The following is a 15,579-nucleotide window of genomic DNA, read 5'->3' as shown; positions in this document are numbered from 1 at the left end:
GACCGCCCCGATCTGGCCTTCGCAAGCCTCGCGGCCACATCCGGACAGCCTTCCCATAACCAGGTCTAATACTTTTCCCGAGAAGTGAACGACCTTATTTGGACCCCTGAAGCATCCACACTTTTTACAGCCAAAACCGCAGGATTCCAATGATAAAACCGCAGGAAATAAGCCACCAAAAGTGTCGATGTTTCGGGGGTCCGTTTTGACTCGTTCACTTCTCGGGAAAAGTATTAGACCTGACAATGAGACCCTTGGTCCCATGCCCAGCAACCGCCCCTACCAATGTTGACGCGCCTCGATTACGGCCTGCCAAAGCTTAAACCGCTTCGCTTCGACGCGCTTGAGGGCAAAGTATCGCTGCTCCTCGCTCATGGGCTTGTTAAAAATGGGTCGCTTGTTCCGATGCAGCTTCCGTCGGATGCGTTCGCACAGCCGGATGAGCTTGTCGTAGTCATTTGCCTGCTCAGTCGTCACGGTGAAGTGTGCCACGCCGCTCAACAGCTCCAACTCGTTGCGGCGCTCGGCATCCTTGTAAATCTTCTCGCGTCCGTCATGAATGGCATCGCTATCGTAATCGACCATCGCGGTCAGCACCTCTGGCAGCAGCCCGGCCTTTACTTTATCCATGCCCACCTCGACTTTAGCCGTAAGCGTTATGTCGGGTGTGCGCTCCAACACGCGAAGCTTGTGATCACGTCCATCATTGTATCCATCGCGAATGAAGACCTTCTTGTTAAGTTCGGCCTTGCCCAATGCATACCCGCCGTAGCGCGCAGGCAACGACATAAACATGCAGAGCCCCGACTCCCTCGGAGAGCGCGACCCCTCGATCACATATGCAAGCAGCGCCTTTGCCTTCGCGATACCCCTCACCTTGGGTGACTTCTCGATATACGCCTCGATGAGCTCCTTAGTCGTGAGCCTGCTATCGCGCATGCCCGCATCCCTGCCTGTTACCCCACCGGGAGCAAGGTTATCCAGCCGGTAATCCGATGTCATCGCATAGCCGGCATAGACGGCCGCTGCCATATCGCCATCGTGCACAGCCTGCAAAAACGCCAGCTCGGGAGAGCACACATACGCATCAAGGTCGCCCATCCAGTGGCCCAGCGAGATAAACGAACCCGCCGGGAGCTCGTTGGTGCACAGATGCGTCTTAACATGCTTGCTCTGCCGACGGCCGGCGCGCGACGGCACCAGCAAATCCAGCGTTTCGATCCCCAGGTCATAGCGATCGATAACCTCCTGCGCTTCTTGGTCCAAGAGCGCACAGGCACCTGCAATCGACACGACCTCTGGCTCCGAATCCCCAAAGCGAGGGTTCGGCATGTGCGCCAACAGCGCCAATGCGGCGTTATGTGAAACGATAAAGTACCTCATGGCGCGAAGATAGCACGCACGCCGGCGGCGGCTGGCGGTTCTGTTAAGTTTCCGACAAACGACCGGCGGTTTTTTCGCCGAGGTGCGCCAAAGTGTTCATTCGACGATGCCCAAACCGCAATCCGTCAAGCTTTTGGCAAGGTTGCCGCTCAACTGGCCAAAAGCCGACCATCTACTTGCCAGTTTATCCAAGGCGTAACCAACCAGTCCGCACCGCGGCTTCTCGGCAAAACGCCACAACGTCCACGCCCTGCGGTATCCTTGAGCCACTTACACCTGCAGCACCAAGGAGCCACCATGCGCACCGAGCTCGATGTTCCCTTTTCGCGCAAAGAAGAAGCCAAGGCGCTGGGCGCCAAATGGGACCGGACCAAGAAGATCTGGTATGTACCCAGCGGCGTCAATCCCGAGCCCTTTGCCGAGTGGCTGCCCGGTGTTGACCGATCCGACCCCTCTGCGCCGTATATATATCTAGTACTGGGCAAGCGCGAATGCTGGAAATGCCACAAAGAGACCTCGGTCGCGGCCTTCGGCATTCCCTATCGAACCGATAACGACGAGGGCATCGCCATCGCTCACGCACCCAACAAGGCCGGGCACATTGCCATCGACACGACCAATGCCAACGCACTCGCCATTGTTCCCGCTCTTGGCTGCGTCCCGGGCGAGATCCGCGACTATCTTTCTAAGCGCTGTGGCTACAAGCCCGTAGGCGCGCGAGCCTCCAAAGCCCCGTCACTCGGCAACACGTGCACCAGTTGCGACGCGCTGCAAGGCAGCCGCTATCTGTTCGAAGAACCCACGTCCCCGTTTGCCCTCACTGCCATCAACAAGCTGCCGGCACTGGAGTTTGTGCGCGTCGAAGTTGCCGGCGTCTTTGGCGTTCCGGCCACGCATACCAATTTTGACCAGGCACTCTTTACCTGGGCACGCGACCATCACGCCAAGTTCCACAAGCAACTCGGTGAGGGAATTTATTTGTAGAGACGGAGAGGCCTTCACAGCCAGCTCCTCCGCATCACCTATCCCCCGTCGCAAACGTCGTACACGATATCGAGGCCGCAAACAGGGCATTTCTCCGGATGCACCGGCATATGAACGCCCGTCCGTTTTCTCACTTCGTCGCTGAGTCTGTCGCGCGCATCGATGAACCGAATATCGAGACACGATATTTGCGAGCCGCAACAAGGACAGGCGACAGCAAACGACCCGCAATCAACCTCTACGCCCGGAAACATATTGTTGTCGATAAGGGCACACGGCAGTTTTCCGTATTTCCCCATCGCAATATCGCCTCGCCAGCTCACACGCGCTCCTCTCTCGCTATCCAAATCAGGAAGAGCATGCACCGGCGGGCGTGCACGAGATTGCATCGCCACGCGATCCGATCAAACAACACGATCGTAAAAGACCGCCGAAGCCAAATACGCTAATACGGCAGAAGCCCCGCCTTTTCACGCTTCTTTTCCGAGCGATCAAACTCAATGCGATGGGCCTCGAGAAACACCGCATTGGGTCGCCACTGACGCTCATTCGGCTGCCTTAGCGTCGCACCTGCAAAGGAAGCGTAGTCGGTCTTATCCAGCAGGTACGATCCGCACAGCCGATATTCGCCGCAAACAGGCTCAAACGAAATCAGATGAGCATCGAATAGAGCATGAAAATCGCGCCGAAGCAGAATGCCATTGCTGGCAACCTGTGATTTGGGTCCCGAGTAATTCTCGATATGTGCAGCCTCCAGTGCCTCGTTAACCCCACAACCCGACACCGCGCAGCGACCATCATAGGCGGCAATGAGCTGCTTGCGGAACCATTGCTGCCCCAATCGCTCGCGTCTCAACGCATAGCGAACTTTTTCGTCATCGGTCGCACTCTGCCCGGCAAACTCAATGTCGACTGGCATGTGCTTCAGATAGCTCATGTCGGATGCAAAACGAGGGTCCGGTCCGCCTTTATGAACGGGACCATGCAGAACAAACCAGCCGTTTTCGGGCTCAAACCGTTCAACAAACGCAAGGCCAAGCACCTTATAGCCCACCTCGGTTGCAAATATGACTCCGACTGGTACGCCATATTCCATGCAGTTGAGCATTTTACGGTTGTAATTCTGGTCTCGAGAACCAACGACGCCTGGCGCTTGAACCGAATACTTAATGACCCACGTACCGTCATCCAAATAGAGCGGAGGAACATCGGTGTAGAAGCTCTTTTTAGAGTTATGGACCGAAAGCGCAAAGATCTTATTGGGATCTTGCTTCACCCGATCCTGGCCCGGCCAGAAGATCCCTGAATCCCGCGTTACGGGAAAGAAGTCCGCGCCAATTCTCAAACGATACTGATACTGAGGGCTATCTTCCTTGGTGCGGTGCGGAAGGCTGGTCCAAACGCCGCCGCGCTGCTCCTCACCCAGAAACCACTCCCATGCCTCAACGTATTCGGAAGGCACGAGACTGCAGGCACGGTCATAGCTTGGTCCATCCATCAACGGAACAGCAAGGTCAATGTCGTTCATCGCCAGCACCTACAACCATACGAACGCGGGTCATGCCCCTCAATAATATGGCCGAGAGTCAATTATTACGAGATCTCATTCCGCGATCGGCACATCGTTGATGCTCTCGGTTTGCCGCTGGCGCGCTCATACCCCGCTATCCCACTCCCCTGTATACTGATGTAGCACGTGTTTCATCCGGGCTTATTGGGCCGGATTGTTCATGGGAGGGTCTTATGGCTGCTTCGAATCCGCCTAAGGGAAGCGTTTCTTCTTCGTCCATCAAGCCGGTGACGCGCAAGGCCGTGCGCTGCCAGCGCGAGGTCGCTTGGCTTGTCACGCAGGCGGCGGGCAGGCTTGTGGCGACCACTCAGGACGTCAATGCGCCTACGCCGAGCTTTGTGTTAGCAGCGGCGCTGGATTTTGTGCGCCAATTGGAGCTTGCCGCACAGGATGCCAGCGGCCACCTCGACTACCAGAATGTTATGGCGCCCGACCTGCAAACGTTCTGCCACATGGCCAAGTTGCCCGCCGCGCCCAATGCGCTTTCGGACGCAGGCTACATGTTTACGCTTTCGGGCGCGGACCTTATCCGCGACATCTATGCATACTGCAGCGAGCTCGCCGAGCGCCACGTCTTTGACGCGGCAGAAATCAAACCGGGATATGCCATCAAGCTGGTTCTTAGGCTGTTCTTGATGGACGGACACGCGGACGCTCAGGCATAGGACGTCTTTCGGCACCATTCATCAAGCCGGCGCTGGCCGCCTTATCTTGGTTGCCGCCACGTGAGTGAGGATTTTTGGACGGTCCGAAAATCCGCGCTCGTGTGACCGAATATCCACGCTCGCGCGGCGGGCACGCGGGGCCTTTGTCCAATCCGCCGGCATCGTCTCCAGTTCGCCGCAGAGCCGCGGCCCCATATGGGTATACTCACGAGGATTCGACTCGATTCGCCCCCGCTGGGGCGTCAAAGGAGACTGCATATGCCCACCACCTCAACCGACCCGCGCGCCGCTGCCGCCGCGCTGCTGGTGCCCGGCACCACCTGTCACGGCTTTGCCGTCGAGCGCTGCGAGACCGTGCCCGAGCTCGACTCGGACGCCTACGTGCTGCGCCACACCGCCTCGGGCGCTCGCCTGCTGTACCTGGCGTGCGACGACGAAAACAAGGCTTTTGCCATTGGCTTTAAGACGCCGCCGGCCGATTCCACCGGCGTGTTCCATATCCTCGAGCACTCGGTGCTGTGCGGATCGGCCAAATTTCCCGTCAAGGAGCCGTTCGTCGACCTGATCAAGAGCTCCATGCAGACGTTCCTCAACGCCATGACCTACCCCGACAAAACCATCTACCCCGTCGCCACCACCAACGAGCAGGATCTGTACAACCTGATGGACGTGTACCTGGACGCGGTGTTCAACCCGGCCATCTACACCAAGCCCACCATTTTTGAGCAGGAGGGCTGGCACTACGAGCTGGACCTGCCGGAGGGCGCCGAGGGCGAGGGCAACGGCAGTTCCGCAAGCCTGCGCGAGGGAACGCTACGCTATAACGGCGTGGTTTTCAATGAGATGAAGGGCGCGCTGTCCGACCCCATGAGCGTGCTGGACGATGCCGTCAACGCCGCGCTTTATCCCGACACCGCCTATGCGCACGAGAGCGGCGGCGACCCGCGCGCGATCCCTGCGCTCACCTACGAGCAGTTCCTGGACACGCACGCGCGCCACTACAATCCTTCCAACTCCTACATCACGCTCTACGGCGACCTGGACGTGGACCGTGCACTGGCCTTTTTGGACGAGCGCTATCTGTCGCAGCCGAGTGCCGCGAGTCGCCGCATGGACGCAGCCGTCGCCGCCGGCGAGGACCCGTCCACGCTGGCGCCCAATCCGCTGGTCGTGCAGGCGCCCGTGACCTGCGAGTACAAGCGCGTCGAGATGGCCACCACGCCCGAGAACGCCCTGGTGGGCCTGGGTCTTGTGCTGGGCAGCGCGCTCGACCGCAAGCGCACGATCGCGGCGGACATCCTGTTCGAGGCACTGCTGGGTTCCAACGAGGCGCCGGTTAAGAAGGCCATTCTTGCCGCCGGCCTGGGCGGCAACGTGGTGAGCTACACCGCGGCCGAGAGCCTGCAGCCCTACGAGCTCATCATGCTGCAAAACGCGCAGCCCGGCGTGGCGCGCGAGCTGCGCCGCGTGTTCCAGGACGCCTGCCGCGACCTGTGCGAGCACGGCGTTCCGCGCGAGCGCCTGGAGGCCATCATCAGCAGCAACGAATACGACCTGCGCCAGCGCGACTACGGTATCGCCGACGGCGTGGCCATTGCGTGCGACGCGCTGAGCACGTGGCTCTACGATGACGACGCCGCGACGCTGGCGCTCAAATACGGCCCGGTGTACGAGGAGCTGCGCGGCGAGCTGGACGGCAGCTACTTTGAGGACCTGCTGCGCGAGCTGGTGCTGGAAAACGACCACATGGCGCTGGTCGAGCTGGTGCCGGTGGATGCCGCCGAGGGTGCGGAGGGCGCCGAAGCCGCCGAGCTGGCAGCCAAGCGCGATGCCATGACCGATGCCGAGCTGGCCGATGTGGTCGAGCGCACGGCCGCGCTGCGCGCCGCGCAGGAGGCGGATGACGCGCCCGAGGCCAAGGCCACGCTGCCACGCCTGCGCGTGTCCGACATTGGCGAGGCGCGCCCCGAGCCGCCGCTGGTCGTGGACACGACCGCGCCCATCCCCTGCCTGCGCCACGGCATCCCCACCAACCGCTTGGCCTACGCCATGCAGTATTTCGACCTGAGCTGCGTCGCGTTTGAAGACCTGCCCTATGTGACCCTGCTCTGCCGCCTGTTCAAGCAGTTGCCCACGAGCGAGCACTCGGCCGAGGAGCTCGACAACCTCATCGCCGGCAAGCTGGGCTTTTTGAGCTTTACGACCGAGGTCATGACCCAGCCCGACGTGGACGGCGTGCGCCCCTACCTGCTGGTGAGCGCCGGCGCCCTGTCCGAGAAGATCGATGCGCTGGCGAGCCTGCCGCGCGAGGTGTGGTCGAGCACGCTGTTGCTCGATGCCGACGCCGACCGCGTGCGCGACGTGCTCACGCAGATTCGCATTGGGCTTGAGCAGGGCTTTATCAACAACGGTCACTCGGCGGCTCTTGGTCGCGCGATGAGCTACAGCTCGCCTTCGGCCGTGGTGCGCGAGCAGCTTTCGGGCGTGGACTTCTACTTGTTCCTGCGCGATCTGCTCGACCACTTTGATGAGCGTCTGGACGATCTGCGCGCCAAGCTTGCCGAGCTGGCAGGCCGCATCTTTGTGTCCGATGGCTGTCTGGCGAGCTTTACCGGCAGCGATGAGGACTTTGACGCGTACTGGGCCGCCGCGGGCGACCTGGGGTTGGGCGCGGGCAACGGTGCTGTTGCCGGCCGCGACACGCTCGTGGTGCCGACGCCGTGCGACCGCCACGAGGCTTTTGTCATCCCCAGCGACATCTGCTTTGCGGCAAGCGCATGCGACCCGCGTCGCCTGGGCATTGACGTGACGGGCGCCTGGGCGGTTGCCGCCAACGCGCTCTCCTACGACTACCTGTGGAACGAGATCCGCGTGAAAGGCGGGGCGTACGGCTGCGGATTCCGCGCGGCAGGCGAGCGTCAGGCGGCGTTCTACACCTACCGCGACCCGGCAATCGACCCCTCGATTGAGCGCGTGGCGCGCGCAGGCGAATGGCTCGGCGGTTTTGAGCCCGACGTGGCCGCCTTTGAGGGCTTTATTGTGAGCTGCGTGAGCGGCATGGATGCGCCGGTGAAGCCGTACGCGCTCACCAAACGCCGCAACACGACCTACTTGGCCGGACTCGATCCGCATGCACGCGAGGAGCGCCGCGCCCAGATGCTCGCCGCCACGCCCGGTGAGCTGCGCTCGCTCGGCGCCGACGTGACGCGCGTCGCAGCCGTCTCGCCCACCTGCGTCTTTGGCGGCCGAGACGTCATCGCCAAGAGCAACGCCGGCTTCAACGTCATCGACCTGCTGGGCTAACGCACAGCAAAGGTAGATTTTTGGGACATGCCTGAAAATCTACCTTTTCTTTTGCCGCTGCTTGGGCGGGACAGCTCAGCCCGTCACACCAGTTTGTCTAAATCTGTAACATCTAGGCAGCAATATTGGCTCCAGATGTTACAAATCGAGACGTTTTCGGATGACGCCGGCCCTTTGTCTAAATCTGTAACATCTAGGCCCGATTTTGCCGAGTTACTGTTACAGATCGAGACACACCGCCGCGAACACCCACTCTTCGTCAAAACCCACGAAGGTGTCCATGAACTGCTCCCCTTGCGATGGTTTGCGTGGTGGTTTCGACATTTGACCAGATAAAACCTACCAAAATAAACCTGTCCCTTTTTGGTAGGTTTGAGAGAGGGGCCGGGATGGATAAGGCCGAGTTGCGGCGGGCGGTAATTGCCCGACGCGACGCTCTAGATTTGGATATGCGGGCGGCAAAGTCTGCTGCTGTATGCGCGCGGCTCGTTGAGTTGCTGGGCGGCTCGGGTCCCGTGGCCCCGCGCACCGTTGCCGTCTATGCCGCCATGGGCTCCGAGGCAGATCCTGCCGCGTTTGCCGCAGCGGCCGCAAAACACGGCTGGCGCGTGGCCTATCCGTGCATGTTCTCGGCAGCTGACACCGTGGCTTGTGGCCAGCGCATGTGCATGCGGGCAGTTGCTGCCGGCGATGCGTCCGAGGCCCCGTTTATCGCCCACCCTACGCGGGCCTTCGCAGCCACGGACGTCGACAGCAGCCGTTTTCCTATCGTGCCTGCCGAGGCGCTCGATATGATCGTCGTGCCGCTCGTAGCCTTCGACCACACCGGCGCGCGCCTGGGCTATGGCGGCGGCTGCTACGACCGCTACCTGCCCACGCTCTCGCCCGCATGCCAAATCATCGGCATCGCCTTTGACGATCAGCGTGTCGACCACGTTCCCACCGACACCCACGACCTGCCGCTACCCCACATCATCAGCGCCTAACCGCCGTTGTATCGCACCCGCAAGATGGGCATCCGAAAATCCACGCTCGTCACGCCGCAGCCGCAGCCACAACCGCAACCGCAGCCGTAGCCTAGTGCTCCTCGCCGGCGCGGGCCAGGTCGTAGGGCGTGGTCTGGTAGACGTAGTAGTTGAGCCAGTTGGTGTAGAGCAGCTGGGCCTGGCTGCGCCAGACGTTGCGCGGCTCGGCGGTGGGGTCGTCACCTGGGAAGTAATGCGCCGGCACCTGGGGGTTGAGCCCGCGCTTCACGTCGCGCTCGTACTCCAGGCGCAGCGTGTCGGTATCGTACTCGGGATGGCCAAAGACAAAGAAGCGGCGACTGTCGGTCGACTTGACGATGTACAGGCCCACCTCGTCTGATACGGCCACGACCTCAAGCTGCGGCTCGGCCTCCACGTCCTCGCGGCGCACATCGGTATTGCGTGAGTGCACGGCATAGAAGCGGTCGTCAAAGCCGCGGACCAGCGGGCTTTGCGGCTTCACCAGATAATGCTCAAACACGCCGCTCGCCTTGGCCGGCAGGTCGCACTTCTGGATACCGTAATGATGGTAGAGCCCTGCCTGTGCGCCCCAGCAAATATGCAGCGTAGAGTGCACGTGCGTGGTGGACCAATCCATGATCTGGCAGAGCTCGGGCCAGTAGTCGACCTCCTCGAACGGCATCTGCTCCACCGGCGCGCCCGTGATGATCAGGCCGTCGTAGTGGATATCGCGGATGTCATCGAACGTACGGTAGAACGTCTCCAGGTGGCCGGCACTCACGTGCGTGGCCTCGTGCGTCTTGGTACGTAGCAGGTCCACCTCTACCTGCAGCGGCGTGTTGGAGAGCTTGCGCATGATCTGCGTCTCGGTGGCGATCTTGGTTGGCATGAGGTTGAGGATGAGCACGCGCAGCGGACGGATGTCCTGGTGCAGCGCGCGGTACTCGGTCATGACAAAGATGTTCTCGCTCTCGAGCTGCGCGGCGGCAGGGAGGGCGTCGGGGATGCGAATGGGCATGGATGCTCCTTACGAGTCAGTTGCAGCTATGGTACAACGAGCGGCCCCATCCGCGCGAGTGCATCGCCCCGAGACACCGTCAGCGGCCCAAATCACTCCAAAAGTAGAGATTAAGGCATGTCCCAAAAATCTACGGCGCTTTAGCCTAGCAAAGTGGCAGCAGGACGCTACAATGGTTCGATGCGAAAAACTCGGCCGAAAGGATACGTATATGTACCAGACGCGTAAGATCGGTGTGGTCGGCCAGGGCCACGTAGGAGCACATGTCGCCAACAGCCTGCTCATGCAGGGCATTGCCGATGAGCTGTACCTCTGCGATATCAACGAGGCAAAGGTGACGTCCGAGGTCCAGGACCTGCGCGACTCCCTTTCGTTTGTCCCGTACAACACCAAGATCGTCAACTGCTACGACCACTACGAGGAGCTGGCCTGCTGCGACGTCATCGTCAACGCCGCCGGCAAGGTCGCACTGGCCGCCGGCAACCGCGACGGCGAGCTGTTCTTTACCACCGACGCCGCCCGCACCTTTGCCAAGCGCATCGTCGATGCCGGCTTCGACGGCATCTTCGTGAGCATCTCCAATCCCTGCGACGTCGTGTGCACCGAGCTGTGGCACCTGACCGGCTACGATCCCAAGAAGATCATCGGCTCGGGCTGTGGCCTGGACTCTGCCCGCCTGCGCACCGAGATCTCCAAGAAGGTCGGGGTGAGCCCCAAGTCCATCGATGCCTACATGATCGGTGAGCATGGCTTTAGCCAGCTGGCCGCCTTTAAGGCCGCAACCATCGCCGGCAAGAGCCTCAACGAGCTTCAGGCCGAGAACCCCGACAAGTACGCCTTCGACCACATGGAAGTCGAGGAGCTCGCACGCAAGGGCGGTTATGTGACTTACGCCGGCAAGCAGTGCACCGAGTACGCCGTTGCCAACTCCGCCGCGCGCGTCTGCGCCGCCGTGCTGCACAACGAGCACGCCGTGCTTTCGGCCTCTACGCTTATGACCGGCCAATATGGCGAGGAGGGCATCTTTACCTCCCTGCCGTGCGTGATCGGCGCCGAGGGCGTCGAGGAGGTCTACACGCTCGACCTTTCCGAGCACGAGCTCGAGGGCTTCCACAAGAGCTGTCAGCACATCCGCGACAACATCGCCCAGCTCGACTGGTGGGACGCCGAGGCCTACGACGCCAAGTAGTCCGCCGGTTGATGCGACAACTCACTCATACGGACACAATGTAAAGCGGGCCGCGCCGGAAACCCACCGGCGCGGCCCGCTTTTTGACTCACGCGACACGCTTGCAGATTTAGGTCTAATACTTTTCCTGAAAAGTGAACGAGCAAAAACGAGCCCTCGAAGCATCGGCACTTTATAGAGACCATTTCCTGCAGTTTCATTAAGATTTTCCTGCTGTTTTGGCGTCAAAAAATGTCGATGCTTCGGGGGTCCAAAATAGGTCGTTCACTTCTCGGGAAAAGTATTTGACTTCGTTTTCGACAAACAAAAAGGGGCGCCGTAACGCAAACGGGGCCCGCGCTTGGCGAAGGCCCCGTCATGAAAAATCGCGTTCCCCGTTACCTAGTACTGCTCGACGCCCATGTAGCGGCGAACCTCGGGACTGTGGTCAAATACCTTGCCGCGGGCGGCGCGCAGCTCACAGCTCATCGCATAGAAGAAGATCGGCTCCAGGTACGAACGCACGCTGGCGGGCACCTCGCCCACGCCGTACTCAAGCGCATCGAGCACCATGACTGTATCGGTGTGCGTGTTGAGAAATGCCAGTGCGCGCTCCTCCATGGGGCGGCACTCGCCAGCGCCAAGCTGCACAAAGTAGAACACGCCGGGCTCGGTAGCCTCGAAGGGACCGTGGAAATACTCGCCGGAGTGGATGTAGCAGCAGTGCTGCCACTGCATCTCCATGAGCGAGCAGATGGCCATGGCGTAGGTCTGGCTAAAGTTGGGGCCGGAGCCCAGGATATAGAAGAACTCGTGCTGCTGGCAGAGCTCGGCAAAGCGATCGCCCAGCTCGGCGTTGACCTTCTCGCGGGCAGCGGGCAGCAGTGTGTCCATCTGCTTAAGGCCGGCGTACATGTCGGCGAGCGCCTCGTAGCCCTCCTGCTGGTCGAGCAGCTCGGCGGCGATCAGAGCGCCGATGCCCTGCGGAACTTCGGCCTGCGACTCGCCCTTGCCCCACGGGTAAACCCAGGTGGTCCACTTGCCGTTATCGATCTTGGAGCCCGCGTAGTCAGTCATAGTCACGACCTCGGCACCGGCGGCCAGCGCCATCTCGCAGCCGTCGACGACCTCTTGCGTGTTGCCGCTGTGGCTACAGGCGATGACAAGTGACTTCGGCCCTAGGCTCTTGGGGGCCATAAGGCAAAACTCGCGCGCCGTGTAGACCGTCGAAGTAAACGTGGTTGCCTCGCGCTTGAGCAGCTCATTGGCCGGCATAAGGTCAATCATCGAACCGCCGCAGGCGATCCAAAAGACATTCTCGATCTTACCCTTGCGCTCGATAATTTCCTGAACCAGATCGTGTGTGTTCACGGTGACGTTCCTCCCTGTGTGGCGACTTTGAGCGGCGACAGCTTGTACCTGCGGTCGTTCTATGTTGTCCTATTTATAGCACGCAAGCTGTCGCAGGTGAATTCATTTCACCGAACTTGTTCTGTATTGTTCTATCTATGGACGTTAGATGTCGAACACGTAGCGCGAGCCCACGATCTTTTGGCGCCCGAGCAGCAAGGGCCGCTCGTCCGCATCGGTAAAGTACGCCTCCATATAAAAGAGCGGCTCGCCGACCGGCACCTCCAACAGCGGGGCCGTCTGAGCATCGGCGAGCGCGATCTCCACGGTACAGGGATCGGACTTGAGCGGTGCGCGGCCCGAATGCACGGCAACGAGCGCAAAAATCGAATTGTCGGCGAGGTCCTCGTCGGTAAGCTGCTGCAGATAGGGATGGTCGGCCAGCACAAAGGCGTTGTTCTCGAGCATGACGGGCACGCCATCAGCCGTGCGCACGCGCTCGACCACGATGAGCTCGCAGCCGGGTTCCACGCCAAAAAACGCCGCGTCCTCGCGCGTCGCCGCAACCACCGTGCGCGACACCAGGCGCGCTCCGGCCGCCATGTCGTTGGCAGCGCAGGCCTCGGTAAAACTCTGGACGTCGCCTTTCTGGACAATCTTGCGCTTGAGCTTGGGCGCACACACAAACGTGCCCCTCCCCTGCTGACGGTTGAGATATCCCGCGCGCGACAACTCCTCAATGGCGCGACGCACGGTAATGCGCCCCACGCCGTAGGACTTCGCGAGCTCCATCTCGGAAGGAATGCGCGAGCCGGCAGCGTACACGCCGCGCGCGATCTCGCCCTTTAGGTCGTCCATAACCTGCTGGTACAGCGGCACGGCGGACACGTCAGTACGGTCGGTCTTGCTATCGGCTACCATCGTTACGCTCCATCCCGTGCATGCTCGGATTCAAACTCTTCAATCGCCGCCATAAACTGCTCGCCAAAGGCGTCGGCTTTTTTCTCACCAATGCCGTTGACCCGGATAAGCTCGTCGCGCGTCTGAGGGCGCAGGCGGCACAGACCGCGCAGCGCCTTATCGGAGAAGACCATGTACGGCGCCATCTCCAGCTCGGTCGAAATCTCCTTGCGGAGTGCCCGCAAGCGCTCGAACAGCTCGGCATCGTCGCCCACGCGCGGGCGCTGATCCAGCTCGGCCTCCTCGCGCAGCAGATCCACCGCACGGCGGGCGCGGGCCGAGGCCTTGCGCTTGGATGCACGACGCTTAACGGTAAAGGCAAACGCCTCGTCCTCGACCTCGCCGGCACGCGGGCCCAGCCCCACGACCGGATACTGGCCCTGCGAGGTGGCCAGGTAGCCCCGCCCGCACAGCTGCCCGATGATGTCCTTGATGCGCCCGACCGATTCGCTCGACAGCTCACCGTAGCCGCGGTCCTCGTCCAGATGCATCTGGCGAATGCGCTCGGTGTTGCCGCCGTGGAGCACGTCGGCGATCAGCGACTTGCCAAAACGCATGGGACGCGTAGCCACATAGCGCACGGCGGCGCGGGCCATATCGGTGACGTCCTCGACCTCGAACTGCGTGAGGCAGTTGCTGCAGTTGCCGCAGCCCTCAGCATCGTCCGTGGCGGCACCGCTAGCACCGGCCGCGGCGGTATGCTCGGCCGCAGCCTCGTCGCCAAAGTAGCGCAGCATGTATTCGCGCAGGCAGCCGGTGGTATTGCAGTAGCCCTCCATCTGGCTGAGCAGGCGATATCGATTCTGGAGCGCCCACGCGCGTTGTTCGTCATCGAGCGCCTCGTCGGCAGCATCACCGCGGTCGATCAAAAAGCGACGCATGCGAAAATCGTTGCCGTTCCACAGCAAATGGCAGCTGGCTGGGTCGCCATCGCGGCCGGCGCGGCCCGCCTCCTGGTAGTACGCCTCGATGCTCTCGGGCACGTTGTTGTGAATCACGTAACGCACGTTGGGCTTGTCGATACCCATGCCAAAGGCGTTGGTGGCAACCATTACCTGGATATCGTCGTCGATAAAGGCGCGCTGGCTTTGCCGGCGGGCGTCGTTGCCCATGCCGGCATGGTAGCGGCCAACGCGAATGCCGCTGGAGCCCAGCGCCTCGGCAAGCTCGCTTGCCAGCGCATCGACGGTCTTGCGAGTCGAGCAATACACGATGCCGCTTTCGCTCGAATGTGCGATCACATAGTCGCGCACCCACGCGGCCTTGGCCTTGTCGCCCATCTCCTCGCAGCCAAAGTAGAGGTTCTTGCGATCGAAGCCCGTCACCACCGTCGCGGGGTTTTGCAGGCCGAGCATCTGCTGAATGTCCGCACGCACGCGCTCGGTCGCCGTAGCGGTAAAGGCCGCCACGATGGGGCGCTGCGGCAGGGAATCGATGAACTCGCGAATCTGCAGGTAGGCGGGACGGAAATCCTGGCCCCACTGGCTTACGCAGTGGGCCTCGTCAATGGCCACGAGCGGCACGCCAATGCCGGCGGCGGCCGCGGCCTCCCGCGCAAAAGCTAAAAAGCGCGGCTCGAGCAGACGCTCGGGCGCCACGTACATAAGCTGGTAGCGGCCCTCGCGCGCCCGCTTGAGCACGGTGTTTTGCTGGGCCGGAGTAAGACTGGAGTTGAGATAGCTGGGTCGCGCACCCGCCGCGAGCAATGCACGGGTCTGATCCTCCATAAGCGACAGCAGCGGACTCACCACAAAGGTGATACCGGGCAGCATGAGCGCGGGCACCTGGTAGCAAATGGACTTGCCGGCGCCCGTGGGCATAACGCCCAGCGCATCGCGGCCGGCAAGGATCGCATCGACCATGCGGTCCTGCTCCGGGCGAAACGAGGTGTAGCCAAAATAGGCGCCGAGCGTATCGAGCGCCATCTGCTGCATGCTATCGGTCATGGTTTCCTAACGTCCAAGTCATCTGCCGCCGATTATACGCCGCCACGCGGACCGGTGCCGCACGGCTGCCGGTCACGGGCAATGTAATCCGATGGGAACGAGCGTGGATAATCTCCCACTTTGAACCCGTCACCAAGCAAAAAACGGGAGATTGTCCACGCTCATTCTGCGGGTAGTCATTGGGGACATTCTTGACAAGCGCGGAAACGTCGCTGGTTGAGCATAAGTCAGCGAAAACGCCCCTAA

11 protein-coding genes are annotated in these 15,579 nt (G+C 61.3%); 5 read left to right on the top strand and 6 right to left on the bottom strand.

Annotated features, from left to right (window positions below):
• Positions 1–279: 279 nt before the first annotated feature.
• Positions 280–1,293, bottom strand: a complete 1,014-nt coding sequence (locus tag ACTQ1E_RS03920) for a hypothetical protein (protein ID WP_441564859.1) — start codon at positions 1,291–1,293, stop codon at positions 280–282.
• Positions 1,294–1,680: 387 nt separating this feature from the next.
• On the opposite strand from ACTQ1E_RS03920, the gene ACTQ1E_RS03915 reads away from it, so the two are divergent.
• On the top strand, positions 1,681–2,367 hold the full coding sequence (locus ACTQ1E_RS03915) for a DUF5710 domain-containing protein (protein WP_441564857.1): 687 nt from the start codon (positions 1,681–1,683) through the stop codon (positions 2,365–2,367).
• Positions 2,368–2,812: 445 nt separating this feature from the next.
• Here ACTQ1E_RS03915 and ACTQ1E_RS03910 read toward each other — a convergent pair whose 3' ends face one another.
• Positions 2,813–3,895 carry an HNH endonuclease gene (locus ACTQ1E_RS03910; RefSeq protein WP_441564855.1) on the bottom strand — a complete coding sequence of 361 codons (1,083 nt, stop codon included), beginning with the start codon at positions 3,893–3,895 and terminating at the stop codon, positions 2,813–2,815.
• A 215-nt stretch (positions 3,896–4,110) separates the two neighbouring features.
• Between ACTQ1E_RS03910 and ACTQ1E_RS03905 the strand changes: the two genes are divergently transcribed.
• The 3 genes from ACTQ1E_RS03905 (at position 4,111) to ACTQ1E_RS03895 (ending at position 8,891) form a co-directional block, all read left to right on the top strand.
• Positions 4,111–4,602, top strand: a complete 492-nt coding sequence (locus tag ACTQ1E_RS03905; protein ID WP_441049000.1) for a hypothetical protein — start codon at positions 4,111–4,113, stop codon at positions 4,600–4,602.
• 258 nt (positions 4,603–4,860) lie between these two features.
• Positions 4,861–7,905 carry an insulinase family protein gene (locus ACTQ1E_RS03900; protein WP_441564853.1) on the top strand — a complete coding sequence of 1,015 codons (3,045 nt, stop codon included), beginning with the start codon at positions 4,861–4,863 and terminating at the stop codon, positions 7,903–7,905.
• A 389-nt stretch (positions 7,906–8,294) separates the two neighbouring features.
• On the top strand, positions 8,295–8,891 hold the full coding sequence (locus ACTQ1E_RS03895) for a 5-formyltetrahydrofolate cyclo-ligase (RefSeq protein WP_441564851.1): 597 nt from the start codon (positions 8,295–8,297) through the stop codon (positions 8,889–8,891).
• 91 nt (positions 8,892–8,982) lie between these two features.
• On the opposite strand, the gene metA is transcribed toward ACTQ1E_RS03895, so the two are convergent.
• The gene (metA, locus tag ACTQ1E_RS03890; RefSeq protein ID WP_427719472.1) at positions 8,983–9,909 is read right to left on the bottom strand and encodes a homoserine O-acetyltransferase MetA; all 927 of its coding nucleotides are present in this window, start codon (positions 9,907–9,909) and stop codon (positions 8,983–8,985) included.
• 211 nt (positions 9,910–10,120) lie between these two features.
• Here metA and ACTQ1E_RS03885 point away from each other — a divergent pair, with 211 nt between their 5' ends.
• Positions 10,121–11,098, top strand: a complete 978-nt coding sequence (locus ACTQ1E_RS03885) for an L-lactate dehydrogenase (RefSeq protein WP_152067319.1) — start codon at positions 10,121–10,123, stop codon at positions 11,096–11,098.
• A gap of 381 nt (positions 11,099–11,479) precedes the next feature.
• Here the strand turns inward: ACTQ1E_RS03885 and ACTQ1E_RS03880 are convergent, their stop codons facing one another.
• From ACTQ1E_RS03880 to ACTQ1E_RS03870, 3 genes are all read right to left on the bottom strand, one after another.
• Positions 11,480–12,448, bottom strand: coding sequence for an SIS domain-containing protein (locus ACTQ1E_RS03880; RefSeq protein ID WP_441564849.1), 969 nt, complete (start codon positions 12,446–12,448; stop codon positions 11,480–11,482).
• Between the two features lie 144 nt (positions 12,449–12,592).
• A complete protein-coding gene (locus tag ACTQ1E_RS03875) occupies positions 12,593–13,348 on the bottom strand; it encodes a GntR family transcriptional regulator (protein ID WP_441564847.1) in 756 nt (251 codons plus the stop codon).
• A gap of 2 nt (positions 13,349–13,350) precedes the next feature.
• A complete protein-coding gene (locus ACTQ1E_RS03870) occupies positions 13,351–15,333 on the bottom strand; it encodes a RecQ family ATP-dependent DNA helicase (RefSeq protein WP_441564845.1) in 1,983 nt (660 codons plus the stop codon).
• Positions 15,334–15,579: the final 246 nt, after the last annotated feature.

The organism is Collinsella sp. LCP21S3_C7, assembly GCF_052118485.1.
GTDB lineage: Bacteria > Actinomycetota > Coriobacteriia > Coriobacteriales > Coriobacteriaceae > Collinsella.
Note: the sequence above shows the minus strand (reverse complement) of the source record. Positions and strands in the feature narration are given on the sequence as shown.